Below are 19181 nucleotides of genomic sequence, written 5' to 3'. Positions count from 1 at the left end.
GGTGAGGAGGACGATCTGGGGTGAGGGGTCGGGGTCGGGGTCGGGGTCGGGGTCGGGGGGTGGTGGTGGGTGTCGTGGTGGTGGGTGGTGCTTCGATGACGGGCTGACGTGGGAGCGCCGGCTGCGACGCAGTTGATGAGGGCGCGGCGGGGCTGGGGTGGGTGGTGGGTGTCTGTGGTGGTGGGTGGTTTCCAGTCGGTGAGTTGGTCGGTGAGGTGGAGGGGGTGTTGTCGAGGTTGAGGCGGGGGTTGGGGGTGCCGGTGTGGGTGAGGGGTGTGATCTGGTGGTGTTGGAGTTGGAGGACGACTTTGGTGAGCTGGGCGATGCCGGAGGCGGCTTCGGGGTGGCCGAGGTTGGATTTGACGGTGCCGACGTGGACGGTGTCGTGGACGTCGGTGAACAGTTCGCGCAGGGCGCGTAGTTCGATTTCGTCGGAGAAGGCGGTGCCGTTGGCGGCGGATTCGACGTAGCCGATGTCGGCGGGTGTGGTTGCGGCTCGTTGGAGTGCGCGGCGCATGGTGGCGACTTGGGTGTGGTGGCTGGGTGTCATGAAGCCGTTGGAGCGGCCTGCGTGTTGTGAGGATGTGCTTTTGATGACTGCGTGGATGGTGTCGCCGTCGCGGAGGGCGGCGTGCAGTGGTTTGAGCAGGACGGCGCCGACTGCTTCGGCGGGGAGGTAGCCGTCGCCGTCGCGGTAGCTGCGTGCGCCTGGGTGGGTGCCGAGGAGTTGCATCTCGTTGAGGGCGATGTATTTGTCCTGGTGCACGGTGAGGTTGACGCCGCCTGCGATGGCGAGTTCGCATTCGTCGCGTTGGAGGTCGGTGCAGGCGAGGTGGATGGCCATGGCGGAGGAGGTGCACATGCTGTCGACGGCGAGGCTGGGGCCTTCGAGGCCGAAGTAGTGGGAGACGCGGTTGGCGATGAGGTTGTAGGAGGCGGATGCGGTGAGTGCTGCGAGGGTGGGGTCTTGGGTGGTGTCGGCGCGGTACATCTGGTAGGCGGCGCCGACGTAGACGCCGATGCGTCGGCTGTAGTGGTGTTCGATGACTTGTTGGGTGATGCCGCCTTGTTCGAGCAGGTGCCATACGGTTTCGAGGAAGAGGCGTTGCTGGGGGTCCATTGCGGCGGCCTGGCGGGGTGAGATGCCGAAGTGCAGTGGGTCGAAGCGGTCGATGCCGTCGAGGAAGGCGCCGTATCGGGTGGGGCTGTCGTCGGTGTTCCAGCGGTCGGCGGGGACTTCGGTGACGCAGTCCCGGCCTTCGCGCAGGGCAGTCCAGAAGGCGTCCAGGTCGTCGGCCTGCGGGTAGCGTCCGCCGATGCCGATGATGGCGATGTCCTGGCTGCGGTGGTCCGGCTCGTGTCGGACCGGGGCGGGGGCGGTGGTGTTCGGGCGGGCTGTCTCGGGTGCGGCGCTCTGCGGCCGAGGGGACTCAGGTGCGGCGGTCTGGGGTCGGGCTGCCTCGGGCGCAGGCTCGCCGACGAGGGTGCGCAGTGCCTGCGGGTGGTCAGCGGCGAGGTGGTGGGCGAGTCCTCGTACGGTCTGTACTTCGAAGAGCAGGGTGCGGGAGAGGGGGCCGAAGGTGTCTTCCAGTGGCTCGACCATGGCGACGGCGAGGACGGAGTCCATGCCGTAGCGCTCCAGTGGTGTGTCGGGGTCCAGGCGTTCGGGTCCGAGTTTGAGGGCGGCGGCGAGTACGCGTCTGAGGTGGGTTACGGCACGGTCCTCGACGGAGCGTGCGCTGCCGCCACCGGCAACCGTGGCGGGCGTGGTGGGCCTGGGGGCTTCCGGTATAGGGGCCGTCGTGGTCTGCGTCGCCGTGGTCTGGGGTGGGGCTTCTTCGGCGTGTTCGGTCAGCCGGGTCAGCAACGCCTCGCGGTTGCCCGCGATTACGAGCAGTCTGCCGTCCGTGACGCCGCCGTCGGTGCTGGTGAGGGCTTGGTGCAGGGCGGTGAGACCACGCTGCGTGTCGAGGGGGGCGAGGCCCTGGGCGCGTAGTTGTTCGCGGACGGGGCCTTCGGTGCCCATGCCGCCTTCGTCCCAGAGCGGCCAGTTGACGGACACGGTGCGGCCGTTGCGCAGGCCCGCGTCGACGAGTTGGTTGCGGTGGGTGGCGTAGGTGTCCATGAAGGCGTTGGCGGCGGCGTAGTCGCTCTGGCCGGGGTTGCCGAAGGCGCCGGCGATCGAGGAGAAGCAGACGAACAGCTCCAGCGGCTGCTTCTGGGTGAGTTCGTCGAGGTGGACGAGTCCGGCGACCTTGGGGGCGAGGACCCGGTCGAGTTCCTCAGTGTTCTTGCGGACGATGAAGTTGTCCTCGATGACACCGGCGGCGTGCAGTACGCCGGTCAGCGGGCCGTGGTCCACGGTCACCCGGGCCAGCAGGGCGCCGAGCGCGTCCCGGTCGGCGACGTCGACGGCCTCGTACTGGACGGTCAGGCCGATGGTGCGAAGGTCCTTCAGCACCGCGCGCCGCTCGTCGGTCAGCGGCGAGCGCCCGGTGAGGACCACCGTGGCGTGCGCGACCGAGGCGGCGATGTCCCGCGCGACGTGCAGGCCGAGCCCGCCCATGCCTCCGGTGATGAGATAAACGCCGTCTTCCCGCCAGGGCGCGGGCGCGGGCCGGGCGCCGGTGATTTCGGCCAGGAGGCGGACCTGGCGGCGTCCCTCGTGGTGGCGTACCTCGGGCTCGGGATCGGTGCCGGCCTCGGCTGTGAGGCGTGCGGCGACGGTGGCGGGCGAGACGCCGTCCAGGCACTCCAGGTACTGGGTGCACAGCTTGGGATTCTCCAAGTGAGCCGTGCGCAACAACGCGCCCAGACCGGTGAGGCAGGCCGCTTCGCCGAGGTCCGTGTCCGCGGTGCCGACGGAGACGACCTGCAGCAGGGTAGGCCGACGTGGGCCGCGCTCCAGGAGCTCGCGGACCAGCGTGAACAGCCTGCGCGCCGCGTCGGTGTACTGGCGGTCCAGGGGGCCGTCGGCGAGGGCGAGGACGGTGCAGGTGGTGTTGGCGGGCAGCGCGGCCTGCAGGGTGTCGCGGTCGCCGTCGGTGAGCCGACCGAGCACTACGACGTGCCGTTCGGCGAACGGCTCGTCGGGCACGGCCGGGGCGATGGCGCGCTCGGTCCATTCGGGCCGGAGCAGCACGACGTCAGGGGTGTTGCCGCCCGTGGGCTGGTGTGGTGCGCCTTGGGTGTCGAGGTCGTACCAGCAGCGTTCGCGGGCGAAGGGGTAGCCGGGCAGGCTGATACGACGCACCGGGCTACCGGCCGGCCAGGCGTCTTCCCATTCGACGTCGGCGCCGTCGGCCCACAGTTCCAGCAGCGTCTCGTGCGTGCCGTGTTGTGTCCAGGTGTGCAGGGCCGCGTGTACTGCCGGGGTGTCGGCGGGCCGGGCGGGGCGGACGGTGCCCCGGTGCCAGGCGCCGGTCGCTGCCGGGTCGGCGGCGAAGGCGGCAAGCCGCTCACGGGCCTCGGCGAGGGTGGCCGCGGTGAAGGCGAGGCGTTCCTCCAACGCGATGCGTCCGCTCTGCAGGGTCCAGGCGATGGCGGGCAGGTCGGCGTCGCTCAACTGACCAAGACGAATATGCAGGCGGCGGGCCTGCTCGACGAGCTGGGCCTGGCTTTTGGCGGAGAGCACCAGCAGAGCCGGGCGGCCGCCGGCCGGCACGGCTGCGGGGCGGACCGGGGGCTGGTATTCGGTGATGACGATGTGGGCGTTGGAACCGCCGCCGCCGAAGCTGGAGATGCCCGCGGTGCGGGGCAGGGTCCGGCCTTCCAGCACGGGCCGCTGCCAGGGCTGCAGGGTGTGCTGGACGTGCAGGGGGGTGCGGTCGAAGTCGATGTGGGGGTTGAGGGTGGCGGAGTGCAGGCTCGGGACGAGTTCGCCGTGGCGCATCTGCAGGAGCACCTTGGTCAGGGCGGCGATACCGGCCGCGGACTCCAGATGCCCGATATTGGACTTCACCGACCCGATCGCGAGCTGCTGCGGCGCGGAGCCGGCACGGGTGAAGGCCTGCTGCAGGCCGGAGATCTCGATCGGGTCGCCCAGGGAGGTTCCGGTGCCGTGGGCCTCGAGATAACTCAGCTCACGCGGGTCGACACCGGCGGCGGTGAGCGCGTCGGCGATGACCGCGCCCTGCGCGATCGGGGTGGGCACCGAGTAACCGGAGGTCCGCCCGCCGTGGTTGACGGCCGTGCCCTTGATCACGGCGTGGATCTGGTCGCCGTCGGCGATGGCCCGCTCCAGCGGCTTGAGCAGGACGGCGCCGACACCCTCGCCGGGCACGTAGCCGTCGCCGCCCTCGCCGAAACTGCGGCACCGGCCGTCGCTGGAGAGGAACTTGCGCTGCCCCAGCACCAGGTACTTGTTGGGATGCGGGGTCAGGTTGACACCCCCGGCGAGCGCACTGTCGCACTGACCGCTGCGGATCGCCTCACAGGCCAGATGAACAGCGGTCAGCGAGGAGGAACACATGGTGTCCACGGCCATGCTCGGCCCGTGGAAGTCGTAGAAGTACGACACCCGGTTGGCGACCGTGGACGCACTGCCCCACAACGCATCGGGCCTGCCCCGCTCCTGCGCCTGCGCGCCCAGGAGCTGGTACTCCTGATACATCACACCGACGAACACGCCCACCTTCGCGTCCCGCGCAAGCCGGCCGGCCGTATATCCGGCATCCTCCAGCGTGTGGTGAGCGCACTGCAGGAACAAACGCTCCTGCGGATCCAGATAGTCGGCCTCCAGCAGCGAGATCTGGAAGAACAACGGATCGAACCGGTCGATGTCATCCAGGAAACCGCCCCACACCCCACCACCGGCCTCCGCATACCGGCCCCGGTCCCACCGCCCGGCCGGCACCTCACGGACACTGTCACGGCCCGCACGCAGATTCAGCCAGAACTCATCCAGATCCGCCGCCTCCGGATAACGGCCACTCACACCAATAACCGCGATATCACCCACACCCACAGACCCCGACTCGGTCGCGTCGTCGGAAGAGGTGTCGCGCAGGCGGCGGGTGGACAGGCCGGTCAACTCCACGCACACACGGCCCTGTTCGTCGAGGACGGTGACGTCGAGCTTCGCCGCGGTGGTATCCATGGCGCCACCGGGCCGGTGGCGGATCCACGCGTACGCGGTGGCGGGAGTGGCGGCGACGGCCTCGGCGCGTTCGAGGGCGAAGGGCAGCGCGAGGCCGGTCTGTCGGCCATCGGCCGCTTCCGCCAGCCACAGTCCCACCGTGGCCTGGAGGGCGCCGTCGAGGATGCTCGGGTGCATCAGACCAGCGACGCCGAGAGGCTCGGCCTCAGGCGGCAGGCGCAGTTCGGCCAGGACCTGGGGCCGTCCGTGGGGGTCGGTGCCGACGTGCAGCCGGGTGACCGACTGCTGGGAGGGGCCGTAGACCATCCCCATGCCGTCGTAGAGCCCGTAGATGTGCTCGCCGGTGTGGACGGCATCGGTGCAGCTCGCACGCAGGTCGTCAAGAAGGGGCGGGAGCTGCGGGGCGTCCTGGGCGAGGGTCGCCCGGCCCTGGCTGCACAGGGTGGTGTCACCTCGCTCGTCCTTGCTGTGGATCTCGTACGTGCAGTCGCCCGCGGTGGTTGTGCGCACGCGCACCCGCAGCACGAGCCCGTCGGGACCGCAGACGGCGGGTCGCAGCCACACCACGTCGGTGAGCCGGACGGCGGCGGCGTCGCCCTGTCCCAGCGTCCTCGCGGCCGCCACCCGGGCCATCTCCAGATGAGCGACTCCGGGCAGGACCTTTCCGCCGTGCACGCGGTGGTCGCGCAGGCAGGGCTCGTCGCCGGTGAAGCGTGTCTCGTACGTCGTGGCTTCGCCGGTGTCGGCGCTGTCGCTGTCGCCGGTGGCGGTGACGGTCCGGTGGAGCAGCGGATGGGGCTGCGCTGTCGGTGGCTGTCGGTCGTGGACGGCCGGGGTGGGGTGCTCATGGCCAAGGTGTTCCGCGAGGGTCCGCAAGGTGCGGTGCTCTTGTAAGGCGGTGACCGGGACGGTCAGGCCAAGGCGCGCGTTCAGCCGGTCGGCCAGGTGTGCCAGGCCCCCCACGTCCAGCCCGAACTCGGTCAGCTCGGCGTCGGCGTGGAGTTCGGCGACGGGGACACCAAGGAGTGTGGACAGCTCTTCGGCGAGGGCAGCGCGCAGGGCGGAGTACGGATCGTCGCTCCGGGCGTCGGGCGACGGGAGGGCCGCGGCATCCGGGACAGGGACAGGGGCAGGAACAGGGGCATGGACAGGGACAGGGGCAGGGGCAGGGGCGACGGGAGTTGGCTCCCGATCGGATGGGGCGGGAGGCGTGGGGGTGGTCGCCAGGACCTGCGCGGGCACTTGCGACTCCAGCCATGCCGCCAGCTCGGCGATCGTCCGATGCTCGAACATCACCGTCGGCGACAACTCCACCGACAGCCGCTCCTCCAACGCCGCGACCAACGACAGCAGGTCAGCCGACGCCAACCCCAACTCGTAGTAACCGAGCCCCACATCCACCTGATCCGCAGCCACCTCCAACCGGGACGCCACCAGCCCCCGCACCGCCTCCACCAGGCCATCCCCAGCCGAAGGGGCCGCCACAGGCGCAGCGGGAGCCGGTGTCGGCAGCGTGGAGGCGTCGCCGCGGACGTCGAGGGACGCCGCAGCGCGGACCCGCTTGGCCACGAACTGGCCCACCTCGGCGACCTTCGCGCCGGTGGCGTCGTAGAACTCCACGCTGAGACGTATGAGTTCGTCGTCCCGGCGTACGGAGTCGGCGGGGACGCGGACGTAGCAGCGGCTCCCCAGGGGTCCGGTGGCGCGGAACCGCTCGAACATGAGTGGCAGGTAGAGGCCGGGGCCGTCGTCGTCGCCGTACAGCATGCCGATGGCGACACCACCGCCGAGGAGGCCTGCCTCGAACAGGGCCGGGTGGAAGAGGAACGCGGGGTTGGTTCCCTGGTGTTCGGGGGCGAGTTCCACTTCGGCGATCCAGTCGCCGGCTCGGTGGTGGACCGCGCCGCTGATCTTCATCAGGCCGGAGTGGACCAGGTCGTACTCGCGGCACCAGGTGTAGATCTCATCGAGCGTGGTACGCCGGGTGGCCCCGTCGACCGGCAGCGGAAGCCGTTCGGTGAAGGTGGCGGCGGCACGGCGGCGCACGGTCGCGACGGCGTGGAGAACGTCGACGGTGTCCTCGGGGCGTCGGCTGCGCACCTCGACACGCCAGCCGCCGTCCGGCCCCGGGCGTCCCTCGACGGTGGTAAGGGCGCTTTGCGCGGACCCGACGACGAGCGGAGCAAGGATCGTGAGGTTGCGCAACTCCACGTCCTGCATGGGGTGGCCATGCCGAGCGAGGACCTGGAGGACCAGGTCCACGTAACCGACTCCGGGCAGGAGGCTGCGTCCGTAGACGACGTGCCCGTGCAGCAGCGGGTTGTCGGCGGTGACAGTGAAGGTCTCGCTGAACGTGGTCGATTCGGTCATCGTGTCCGTCCCAGAAGGAGCATCAGGCCGGCGGGTAGGCCCGTGGGGGCATAGCCGGTGGAAACAGCCGGAGTTGCGCGACGGGAATTCCAGAATGCCGGCACATGAATGTGCGGTTCGCGAGGAACCGATGTGCGGGCCGGAAGGCAGTGCGTGCAGTTCAGAGCGACGGCGGTCAGGAAAAGGCGGTCGCGGATGAGCCAGCGTTAGGTGATACGACGGACCGGGTTCGCCGGTGGCCGCCGGAGCGGGTGCCAGGAATCACGCGGGACCCCCGTCAGGTCCGATGTCAATCCGCTCCGCGTTGAATCCTGGAAGGCGCCGCTAAAGAACTGGCACGCTACTTGCGTGGTGTTGCACAAAGTGGTCCCGGAAAAGGCTTGACCGCCGGGTGCTGAGCCGATGGACCTGGTGTGTCCGCCGCGCGGCCCGGTCGCTTCCAGCGGGTCCCCGGGAGTGGCTCTCCGTGTTCTGCCAGCGGCTAGCGTCAGAGCTTTGCACTGGTCGGCACGGCATGCCGGCACGGCGGCACGTCAGCGGTTCCTGGGTTCCTGAGCGTAGCGAGTGCTGCTCTCCTCGAGCGGTCTCACTGAGAATGGCCGGCATCAGGAGACAGAAGTCGAATGATGAGTGAACAACGCGAACCGGAGTGGAAGTTCACCACTCACATTCACGCTCACACAACCCGAATTGACCTCGACCATCATGGTTGGATTCACCCCCCGAGAGTTTCGCAACCTTGATCGAATGGAAAGGGAGCTTAGGTCATCCGCCGCAAGCCGTCAACCATGATCCGCCCCCCGGTGCATCGCGGCTGTCGAATATTCCATTCGACCAGCTCAGGCGGTGTCCCGGTACTCGGGAATCACTTCGGCGAGCCGGTCTATGCCGCTTATGTCCAGCCGGGGATTCGCCATCGTTGAACGGCTGGGAACCGCGGGCGGGGCACTGCCTGGTGCATCGCAACGTGAGGCCCGTGGGCGTGGTTACCGTCGCACACGCCGGCGCCGGACCTGTTCCAGCGGGGCTTCAACCGCACCGCACCGAACCGAACCTGACATACCTGGTTCGGGTTCTCAACGGTGATCACGGAATTCGGGGCACGGTGATCGCGGCGCTCGGTACGCGGTGATCACGGGTCTCGGTGTACACCCCGTCGGTTCGCCGCCTGTGCACCGAGCCGGGCGTCACTCGGTTCATGGCGCCGTCGGTACGAGCGCGGGCAGCGCGGTCCGTGAGAGTCCGGTTGCGATCAAAGGTCCTGGTCGGTCAGGTCTGATGGCTGGATGGTTGAATTCCGCTTCGCTTTTTCCCGTGCAGGGATTGGCTGTTGCGAGGTGGGTCCGGGCTGAAGGGTCGAGCTGCGCGATCCTCGGAAGGCGGTTGACGGTCGTGATCAACCAACCTAGGCTCTCGCTTCGAATGGGGGAGCGAGATGGGGGGAAAGCCTCACGCCGCATGGGCTGGGGTGGCATCTCTGTGATTGCCTTCCGCTGGTTACTGACTCTTGACATCGGCAATCCAGGGCGCGTCTTACCGGAGATGTCGGTGGCTCATGCATTCCAGGGTGAGGTGTTGTATGTTTCTTGCCTTCGGGGAAAACGATGGCATCTGTTGGGTGTTGACGCTGTAAGTCGTCAGGGCTACCTCGACTTCATCGTGGGGAGCTGGACTGATGTGCGACCGCCCAGTCTCCGCATAGCTTTGGCGTCGCCTGTGTGAGCCCGTCTCGCAACCGAAAAAGCGCAATCGAAACCGGGGGGAACCGCGTGCGCTCGCACATGCTCGGTCGTGTAGAAAACGACCAGGAGTGCTTGAGGGAAGATCTCGAATACCTTGCCGCAGAGCCAACTGCGACAGAGGAGAATGACGAGTTCAGGAACGGGTTCTGGAAGAATGTCCCGCTGTACGATGCGGGCGGCGGCAGCGACGGCAGGCCGTACCGTGACGTCGAGCGGCTCCAAATGGGTCGCACCGGGAACCTGAAGAACGCCCCCTTCATCCCGCACCGCGACTTCGCGGAACTCGACCGCGAACTCGACCAGTGTTTCCGCACCCACCAGTCGCTCCGCGTCTCACCTTCGAGGGCACCTTCGGGGCGAAGAAAGACTTCGCGGACGCCACCGCCCACGCCCCGGACCTCAGCCCCGACCTGCCGTCCCAGGTCCACTGCACCTACGACGTTCATCCGAGCGAGACCTACGAGTGGCTCGTGGCCATCTCGAAGGGGGTCGGGGACGACGAGGTGGTGGAGAAGGCCGAGCGAACCAGCGACTTCGCCATCGGCGCACGGGAACTCAGCGAGCACTTCTCGCTGACCGTCTGACAAACAGGCGGAGAACGGGGCTCGGGGGAACAGTGATCGAGGAGATACTTCCCGTCGACGTGATGTCCGCAGAGGCATTGGACGACGACGAGGACGCGGACATACGTCTCTTCGCCGAGGAACGCACGGCCATCGCCGATGCCGTACCACGGCGCCGACGGGAATTCTCGACGGTGCGCCAGTGTGCTCGTACCGCGCTCGGCGAACTGGGAATTCCTCCGGTTCCACTGCCGCCCGGTCGGCACAGGGCTCCGCAATGGCCGGCCGGAGTGGTCGGCAGTATGACGCACTGCTCCGGATACCGTGCCGCCGCGGTGGCGCGGGCCAGCCGGATGCATTCCGTGGGCATCGATGCCGAGGAAAGCGCCCCGCTTCCCGGAGACTTACTCGACCTGGTCGCCCTGCCGGCCGAACGAGACCTTGTGGAACGGCTCGGCGCACAAAGCGACGCGGTGCCATGGGACCGCTTGCTGTTCAGCTGCAAGGAAGCCGTCTACAAAGCCTGGTTTCCCCTCGCCCAGCGGATGCTGGGGTTCGACGGGGCCCGGATCGACATCGATTCCCGCGGCTTCTTCTCCGCGCGGTTCCTGGTGCCCCCACCCCAGGCGGCAGGGAATCCTGTACCCCGGCTCACAGGGCGCTGGATGCACCGCGACGGGTTCATCCTGACAGCCATCGCTCTTCCCCTGTCCATAAACGAATCCCCGGTTCGCGCCACGCATACTCGGGCACCTTCGCGCGCCTTTCTTGGGACGGAAAACCGATGACCGCATTGCCGACGTTCACCGAGACCTTTACCGTCACCGCCGACAACCCCCTGTTGCGCGGGCACGTCGTGTACGGCCGCAGCCTGCTGCCCGGTGTCGGTTACGTGGACCTGGTCCTCCAGGTGCTCGCCCGGCACGGACACCCCATGCCCGAGGTGGAGTTGCGCAACCTCACCATCCTCGCGCCGCTCGTCGCCGGGCCCGGTGAGGCCGTCCTGACCACCGTCGAGGGACGCCCGGCGGCCGGCGGGGGATGGCGCATCGAGGTGCGCAGCCGCCGCGCCGAGGACACCACCGACGTCGTGCACGCCGTCGTCACCGCCCACCACCGTGGCCCCGTCGCCTTCACGGAGCGGCTCCCGCTGCCCGTGCAGGGGGCGACCCGGCGCACCACCATGGACGAGATCTACACCTGGTGCCGGGAGTACGACCTCCTCCACTCGGGCCTGATGAAGCTCGGCGGCGCGGTCCACCACCGTCCCGGCGACTGGATCGCCGAACTGGAACTCGCCCCCGAACACCAGGCCTCCACCGACGCGTTCCTCTTCCACCCGGCCCTCTTCGAAGCCGGTCTCCTCGGCGGTGGTGTCGCCCTGGGCATGCTGCACGGGGACAACGACGGCCCCGGCCTCTACCTCCCGCTGATGTTCGACCGCTTCCGCACGACCGGGCCGCTCGGCGGGCGCTGCTACGTCCGGGTGCCCGCCGACTCCGTACGCCGCGACGACGAACTCATCCGCCTGGTCGTGGAGTTCTACGACGAGGCCGGCCAGAAGGTGGCCGAGGTCGGACAGTTCGTCGCCAAGCGCATCCGGGCGGCCGGCGCGCTCGACGTCCGCGGCGACGCTCCCGCACCGCCCGCTGCCCCTGCCCCTGCCGCTGCCGCTGCCGCTCCGGCTCCCGCTGTCGTCCCGGTGGTGGGTTCCCTGTCTGTCTCCGCTGTGTTGCGGGAGTTGGTGGGTTCTCGGCTGGGTGTGGCTGTGGATGCGGTGGATGCGGGGTTGGGTTTTTACGAGTTGGGGTTGGGGTCGGCTGATCTGCTGGCCTTGGTGGGGGAGTTGGAGGGGCGGCTGTCGGTGGAGTTGTCGCCGACGGTGATGTTCGAGCATCGGACGATCGCGGAGCTGGCGGCGTGGCTGGAGCCTCAGCTGTCCGCCGATGCCGTCGCGGCAGCGCCGGCCGCAGTGCCCGCTCCGGCTCCCGCTGCGGCTCCCGCTGTTGTGCCGGTGGTGGGTTCCCTGTCTGTCTCTGCTGTGTTGCGGGAGTTGGTGGCTGCCCGATTGGAGATGGCTGCGGATCAGGTGGATGTGGGGCTCGGTTACTACGAGTTGGGGTTGGGGTCGGCTGACCTGCTGTCGTTGGTCGCGGCGTTGGAGGAGCGGCTGTCGGTGGAGTTGTCGCCGACGGTGATGTTCGAGCATCGGACGATCGCGGAGCTGACGGCGTGGCTGGAGCCTCAGCTGTCCGCCGATGTCGTCGCGGCAGCGTCGGCCGTTCCCGTTCCCGTTCCCGTTCCCGTTCCCGTTCCCGCCGCGCCGGCCGACGCACCCGCTGCCGCCCCGGTCGTCCCCGCGCAGGCTCCCGCCGCCGAGGCTCCGGCCGAAAGGGCCCCGGCCCCGTCCGCCCCGGGCACTCCCGACGCCCTCTCCCTCGTAAGCACCGCCCTCACCGAAGAGGTGGCGGCCCTTCTCGGTGTGCGCCCCGCCGATGTGCACCCCGACGCAGAGCTCAGCGAGTTCGGGCTGGACCTGGGCGGGCGCGCGAGGCTCGTCGAGCGGGTGAACGAGCGCTACGGGCTGGCGCTGATTCCGGGCGTCTTCGGCGAGCACCGCACGCTGCAGGCCATGGCGTCCCATCTGGTCGCCGTCCAAGGAGTCCAAGGAGTCCAAGGAGCCCAAGGAGGCCACGGCGTCCAGAACACGACCGCTGCCCAGGGCTACTCGCCGAGCGCCTCCTCCGCCCCGCAGACCCACCCGCTGCTCCAGCGGACCGTGCCCGGCGGGCCGGCGGACGAGGTGACGTACGAGACCCGCTTCGACGGCTCGGAACCGTATCTGCGTGACCATCAGGTCCGCGGCGGCCGGGTGCTGCCGGGGGTCGCGCAGCTGGAGATGGCGCGCGTGGCGGTCGCCCGGGCGCTGGGACGGGAGGACGCCGCCGCCGTCCGGCTGACCGATGTGGTGTGGCTCCGGGCCGCCGTGTCCGGTCCCGAAGGGCTGACGCTGCGCGTGCGCGTGCGCACCGGCGGGGAGGGCTGCACGTACGAAATCCTCGATGTCGGAGCCGACGGCGACACCACCCTGTGCGGCCAGGGCCGGGCGACCCTGGCCCAGGACGCCACTCTGCGTACCCTGCCCCTCGCCGAGCTGCGGGCCGTGTGCACCGAGGCGACGTACTCCGGTGAGCACGTCTACGGCCTCTACGGCAGTCTCGGCCTGGAGTACGGTCCCTCGCAGCGATCCTTGACCGAGCTGCGCACCGGCACGGACGCGGAGGGCCACCGTCAGGTCCTGGCCGAACTGCGCCTGCCGGAAGCGGCCGAACCGCTGCACGGCGGCCTGCTGCACCCGAGCATTCTCGACGGCGCCCTCCAGAGCACCATCGGCCTGTGGCTGGGCGACGGCGGCTCGGCGGCGCTCGCCCTGCCGTTCGCCCTCACCCGCGCCGAGGCCGTCGCGGCCACGCCCACCACCGCGTATGCGTGGATCCGCCACCAGTCGGGCAGCGGCACCGACCGGGCCTCCGCCCGGCTGGACGTCACCGTCGTGGACGAGCACGGCCGTGTGTGCGTGGAGCTGAGCGGTCTGTCCAGCCGTCCGTTGCCCGCCGTCGAGACGCCGGCCGAGCCCGAAGCGGTGCGTCCTGGTGACATTGCGATCATTGGTGTGAGCGGTCGCTATCCCGAGGCCGCTGGCCTGGACGAGTTCTGGCGGAACTTGCGTGCGGGTCGCGACTGTGTCCGTGAGGTGCCCGCCGGTCGCTGGAACCACGGCCGGTACGCGGAGGCCGGGGCCGGCCGCTGGGGCGGTTTCCTGGACGACATCGACCGGTTCGACCCGCTGTTCTTCCAGATCTCGCTGCTGGAGGCCGACCACCTCGACCCGCAGGAGCGGCTGTTCCTGCAGTGCGCCCATCACACTCTGGAGGACGCCGGATACACCGCCGACCGGCTCTCGCCCAACGCGAGGGTGGGTGTGTTCGTCGGTGTGATGTATCAGGAGTACCAGCTCCTCGGCGCTCAGGCGCAGGAGCGCGGCGAGTCCGCGGCGCTGTGGGGCAGCGCCTCCACGATCGCCAACCGGGTGTCGTACTTCTATGACTTCCACGGCCCGAGCATGGCCGTGGACACCATGTGCTCCTCCTCGCTGACCGCCATCCACCTGGCCTGCGAGGCCATCCGCAGCGGTCAGTGCGACACCGCGCTCGCCGGGGGCGTCAACCTCACCCCGCACCCCAACAAGCACCTGGTTCTCGGGCAGCGCAAGTTCCTCTCCAGCGACGGCCGGTGCCGCAGCTTCGGCGAGGGCGGCGACGGCTACGTCCCCGGCGAGGGCGTCGGCGCCGTCCTGCTCAAGCCGCTGGAGCAGGCCATCGCCGACGGCGACCAGATCCACGCCGTGATCAAGGGCACGGCCGTCAACCACGGCGGGCGCACTTCCGGTTACTCGGTGCCGACCCCGGTGGCGCAGGGCGAGGTCATCACCGCCGCGCTCGCCGCCGCCGGTGTCGACCCGCGCTCCCTGAGCTACCTCGAAGCGCACGGCACCGGTACCTCCCTCGGCGACCCCATCGAAGTCTCCGGCCTGCAGCGGGCGTTCAGCCGCGCGGGCGGTAGCCCCGAGCGCCTCGCGATCGGCTCCGTGAAGTCCAACATCGGACACCTGGAATCCGCCGCCGGCATCGCCGCCCTCACCAAGGTCCTGCTCCAACTGCGCCACGGCGAACTCGTGCCGAGCCTGCACTCCGCCACCCTCAACCCGCACATCGACTTCGACCGCACCCCGCTGCACGTCCAGCAAACCCTGGAGCCCTGGCACCGGCCCGTCGTGGACTACGACGGCGAACAGCGCACTGCGCCACGCATCGCCGGAGTGTCCAGCTTCGGCGGCGGCGGCTCCAACGCCCACGTCATCATCACCGAGTACCAGCCGCCCGCCCGCCCCGCAGCCGTGCCGGCCGGCGGCCGCCCGGCTCTGCTGGTGCTCTCCGCCAAGAGCGAGGCCCAGCTCGTCGAGCAGGCCCGCCTCCTGCATATTCGTCTTGGTCAGTTGAGCGACGCCGACTTGCCCGCCATCGCCTGGACCCTGCAGAGCGGACGCATCGCGTTGGAGGAACGCCTCGCCTTCACCGCGAGCAGCCTTGCCGAGGCCCGTGAGCGGCTTGCCGCCTTCGCCACCGACCCGGGCGCGAGAGGCCCCTGGCACCGGGGTACCGTCCGCCCGGACCGGCCCGCCGACGCCCCGGCAGTGCGCGCCGCCCTGGACGCCTGGACGCGGCAGGGGACGCACGAGGACCTGCTCGCGGGCTGGGCCGACGGCGCCGAGGTGCGCTGGGAGGACGCCTGGCCGGCCGGTAGCCCGGTACGCCGTATCAGCCTGCCCGGCTACCCCTTCGCCCGCGAACGCTGCTGGTACGACCTCGACACCCAAGGCGCACCACACCGCCCCGCGCCGGCTGCCGGATCCCGGGCCGTCGGCGACGCCGACGTGGTGCTGCTGCGCCCCGAATGGACCGAGCGGCAGGCCACGGCCGGGGCGGCGGGCGCCTTCTCGAAACGGCACGTCGTGGTGCTCGGCCTCGCCGCCGACGCGCGTGACGCCCTGCGGGCCGCGCTGCCCGCCGGGACCGAGTGCACCTTCCTCGAACCGGCGGACGCACCGCTGGACCGGCAGTACGCCGATGCCGTGCGGCAGGTCTTCACGCTGACCCGTGGGCTGCTGGAACAGGGCGTGCGCCGGCCCACGCTGCTCCAGGTGGCAGCCGTCGGCGACAGCGACCGGCTGGCCTGTTTCAGCGGCCTGGGCGCGCTGCTGCGTACGGCCCACCTGGAGAACCCGAAGCTGCACACCCAGTACCTGGAGTGCCTGGACGGCGTCTCGCCCGCCACCGTCGCCGCCCGCCTCACAGCCGAGGCCGGCACCGATCCCGAGCCCGAGGTACGCCACCACGAGGGACGCCGCCAGGTCCGCCGACTGGCCGAAATCACCGGCGTCCGGCCCGCGCCCGCGCCCTGGCGGGAAGACGGCGTTTATCTCATCACCGGAGGCATGGGCGGGCTCGGCCTGCACGTCGCGCGGGACATCGCCGCCTCGGTCGCGCACGCCACGGTGGTCCTCACCGGGCGCTCGCCGCTGACCGACGAGCGGCGCGCGGTGCTGAAGGACCTTCGCACCATCGGCCTGACCGTCCAGTACGAGGCCGTCGACGTCGCCGACCGGGACGCGCTCGGCGCCCTGCTGGCCCGGGTGACCGTGGACCACGGCCCGCTGACCGGCGTGCTGCACGCCGCCGGTGTCATCGAGGACAACTTCATCGTCCGCAAGAGTGCTGAGGAACTCGACCGGGTCCTCGCCCCCAAGGTCGCCGGACTGGTCCACCTGGACGAGCTGACCCAGGAACAGCCGCTGGAGCTGTTCGTCTGCTTCTCGTCCCTCGCCGGTGCCTTCGGCAACCCCGGCCAGAGCGACTACGCCGCCGCCAACGCCTTCATGGACGCCTACGCCGGACACCGCAACCGGCTCGTGAGCGCCGGGCGGCGCAGCGGTCGTACCGTGTCCGTCAACTGGCCGCTGTGGGACGAGGGCGCCATGGGCGCCCAGGGCCCCGTCCGCGAGCAGCTGCTCGCCCTGGGCCTCGCCCCCCTCGACACCCCACGCGGCCTGGCCGCCCTGCACCAGGCCCTGGCCGGCGCCGCAGGCGGCGTCACAGACGGCAGACTGCTCGTGGTGGCAGGCGACCGCGAGGCACTGCTGACCCGCCTGACGGAGCGCGCGGGGGCGGCGGCACCACAGACCACGACGGATACGGCAGCGCAGGACCCCGCGCCCGCCACAGTCGCCGACGGCGGCTCCGCACGCTCCGTCGAGGACCGCGCCGTGGCCCACCTCAGACGCGTACTCGCCGCCGCCCTCAAACTCGGACCCGAACGCCTGGACCCCGACACACCACTGGAGCGCTACGGCATGGACTCCGTCCTCGCCGTCGCCATGGTCGAGCCACTGGAAGACACCTTCGGCCCCCTCTCCCGCACCCTGCTCTTCGAAGTACAGACCGTACGAGGACTCGCCCACCACCTCGCCGCTGACCACCCGCAGGCACTGCGCACCCTCGTCGGCGAGCCTGCGCCCGCCACGGCCCCCGCACAGCCCCAGGCCACCGCACCCCCGCGCACTGCGCAGACCCCCACACCGGTCCGACACGAGCCGGACCACCGCAGCCAGGACATCGCCATCATCGGCATCGGCGGACGCTACCCGCAGGCCGACGACCTGGACGCCTTCTGGACAGCACTGCGTGAAGGCCGGGACTGCGTCACCGAGGTCCCCGCCGACCGCTGGAAGACCGACGGCGGCGCCCGATACGGTGCGTTCCTCGACGGCATCGACCGGTTCGACCCGCTGCATTTCGGCATCTCGCCCCGCGAGGCCGCCGCGATGGACCCGCAGCAGCGGCTGTTCCTGGAGACCGTGTGGCACCTGTTGGAGCAGGGCGGCGTCACCCAGGAGGTGATCGAGCGTCGCTACGGCCGGCGCGTCGGCGTGTACGTCGGCGCCGCCTACCAGATGTACCGGGCGGACGCCTCCGAACCGGTGCTCTCGGCGCTCACCTCGGCCGCCTCGTACAACCTCATCGCCAACCGCGTCTCCCACTACTTCGGCCTCGAAGGCCCGAGCCTGGCCGTGGACAGCATGTGCACATCGTCCGCTATGGCTGTGCACCTCGCCTGCGCCGACCTGCTGCGCGGCGAATGCGAGCTGGCCGTCGCGGGCGGGGTCAACCTGACCGTGCACGAGGACAAGTACGTCGCGCTCTCGGAGATGCAACTCCTCGGCACCCACCCGGGCGCACGCAGCTTCCGCGACGGCGACGGCTACCTCCCCGCCGAGGCGGTCGGCGCCGTCCTGCTCAAGCCGCTGGACGCCGCCCTGCGCGACGGCGACACCGTGCACGCCGTCATCAAGAGCACCGCCTCCCAGCACGCAGGCCGCTCCAACGGCTTCATGACACCCAGCCACCGCACCCAAGTCGCCACCATGCGCCGGGCACTGGAACGAGCCGGTGCCGAACCCGCCGACATCACCTACGTCGAGTCCGCCGCCAACGGCACCGCCTTCTCCGACGAGGTCGAACTGCGCGCCCTGCGCGAGGTGTTCACCGGTGTGACCACCCCGGTGCCCGTCGGCGCCGTGAAGTCCAACCTCGGCCACCCCGAGGCCGCCTCCGGCATCGCCCAGCTCACCAAGGTCGTCCTCCAGCTCCAGCATGGCCAGATAGCACCGCTCGTCGACGCCGGCACCGCCAACCCCCGCCTGGACCTGGACGGTTCGCCGGTCGAGCTGAGCGACCGGCTGACGGACTGGGAGCCGCGCGGCGTCACGGGAACCGGCGGGCCGTCCCAGCCCCGCCGCGCCCTCATCAACTGCGTCGCGGCGGGCGGCTCCCACGTCAGCATGGTCGTGGAGGCACCGCCGGCCGCCGCCGAGGTCCGGACCGTCACCCCGGACACCGCGCCGCAGGTCGTCGTGGTCTCCGCCCGGACCGAGGAACGCCTGTACACGGCGGTACAGCGCCTGCTCGACCACCTGGCGGACCTGCCCGGCGACGACGGCACCGACTCCACCGTGAGCCTCGCGGACATCGCGTACACCACGCAGCTGGGCCGCGAACCGCTGACCGAGCGGCTCGCCGTGGTTGCCGCCGACCGTGCCGAACTGGCCCGGGCGCTCGCCGAACACGTGGCGGGCACCCCCACGACCGTGCCCGTGTACCGGGGCAACGCCGACGACGACCCCGGACCCTGGACCGCCGTCCTGTCCGGCCCCCGGAGCGAGGCCTTCCTCGCCGGGCTCGCCGAGGACCGCGCCCTGGAGGAACTGGCCGCCCTGTGGGTGCGCGGGATCCGGGTGCCCTGGAGCGCGCTGCACACCGGGCGGCGCCGGATGGTGCCCCTGCCGGCCACCGTGTTCGAGGCGGGCAGCTACTGGATCGGACGCGACCCGCGGGCGGTCGTACCGCAGACGAGGGCACAGGAACCCGTGCCGCCTGCCGGCCCCGTCACCGACGCCGAGCAGACCATGGGACAGGCCTGGGCCGATGTCCTCCAGGTCGACGCGGCCACGCTGACCGCACGGACCGACTTCTTCTCGCTCGGCGGCAACTCGCTGCTCGCCACCCGGCTGATCAACCTGCTCAAGGAGCGGGCGGGTGTCGAGCTGTCGGTCGAAGCGGTCTTCGCCGCGCCGCGCCTCTCCGACATGGCCGGGGAACTGCGCGAACGGCTCCTCGTCGCCGAGGACACGAGCACACCCGAGCTGGATCTGATCCTCGAAGGTATCGCCCTCGTCGAGCACATGAGCGACGAGGAGCTGGACGCGCTGGACATCGAGAGCTGAGGCAGGGG

At 70.4% G+C, this 19181-nt stretch carries 3 protein-coding genes and 1 pseudogene; 3 read left to right on the top strand and 1 reads right to left on the bottom strand.

The window, feature by feature from the left end; all coding sequences use genetic code 11:
* Positions 1–322: 322 nt before the first annotated feature.
* Positions 323–7468: pseudogene (locus AB5J49_RS09200) on the bottom strand (SDR family NAD(P)-dependent oxidoreductase); the annotation flags it as partial.
* Between the two features lie 2044 nt (positions 7469–9512).
* Here AB5J49_RS09200 and AB5J49_RS09195 point away from each other — a divergent pair.
* From AB5J49_RS09195 to AB5J49_RS09185, 3 genes are read left to right on the top strand one after another with little or no spacing between them, the layout of a single operon-like run.
* Positions 9513–9794, top strand: coding sequence for a hypothetical protein (locus AB5J49_RS09195; protein ID WP_369168038.1), 282 nt, complete (start codon positions 9513–9515; stop codon positions 9792–9794).
* Positions 9795–9826: 32 nt separating this feature from the next.
* The gene (locus AB5J49_RS09190; protein ID WP_369168037.1) at positions 9827–10561 is read left to right on the top strand and encodes a 4'-phosphopantetheinyl transferase; all 735 of its coding nucleotides are present in this window, start codon (positions 9827–9829) and stop codon (positions 10559–10561) included.
* Positions 10558–19173, top strand: coding sequence for an SDR family NAD(P)-dependent oxidoreductase (locus AB5J49_RS09185; protein ID WP_369168035.1), 8616 nt, complete (start codon positions 10558–10560; stop codon positions 19171–19173). Before AB5J49_RS09190 ends, AB5J49_RS09185 begins: the two co-directional genes overlap by 4 nt.
* Positions 19174–19181: the final 8 nt, after the last annotated feature.

This window comes from Streptomyces sp. R28 (assembly GCF_041052385.1).
Classification (GTDB): domain Bacteria; phylum Actinomycetota; class Actinomycetes; order Streptomycetales; family Streptomycetaceae; genus Streptomyces.
Note: the sequence above shows the minus strand (reverse complement) of the source record. Positions and strands in the feature narration are given on the sequence as shown.

What these genes read in the sequence shown, in the direction of transcription:
- AB5J49_RS09185 (WP_369168035.1), top strand. Translation starts at nt 10,558, where the DNA reads ATGACCGCATTGCCGACGTTCACCGAGACCTTTACCGTCACCGCCGAC.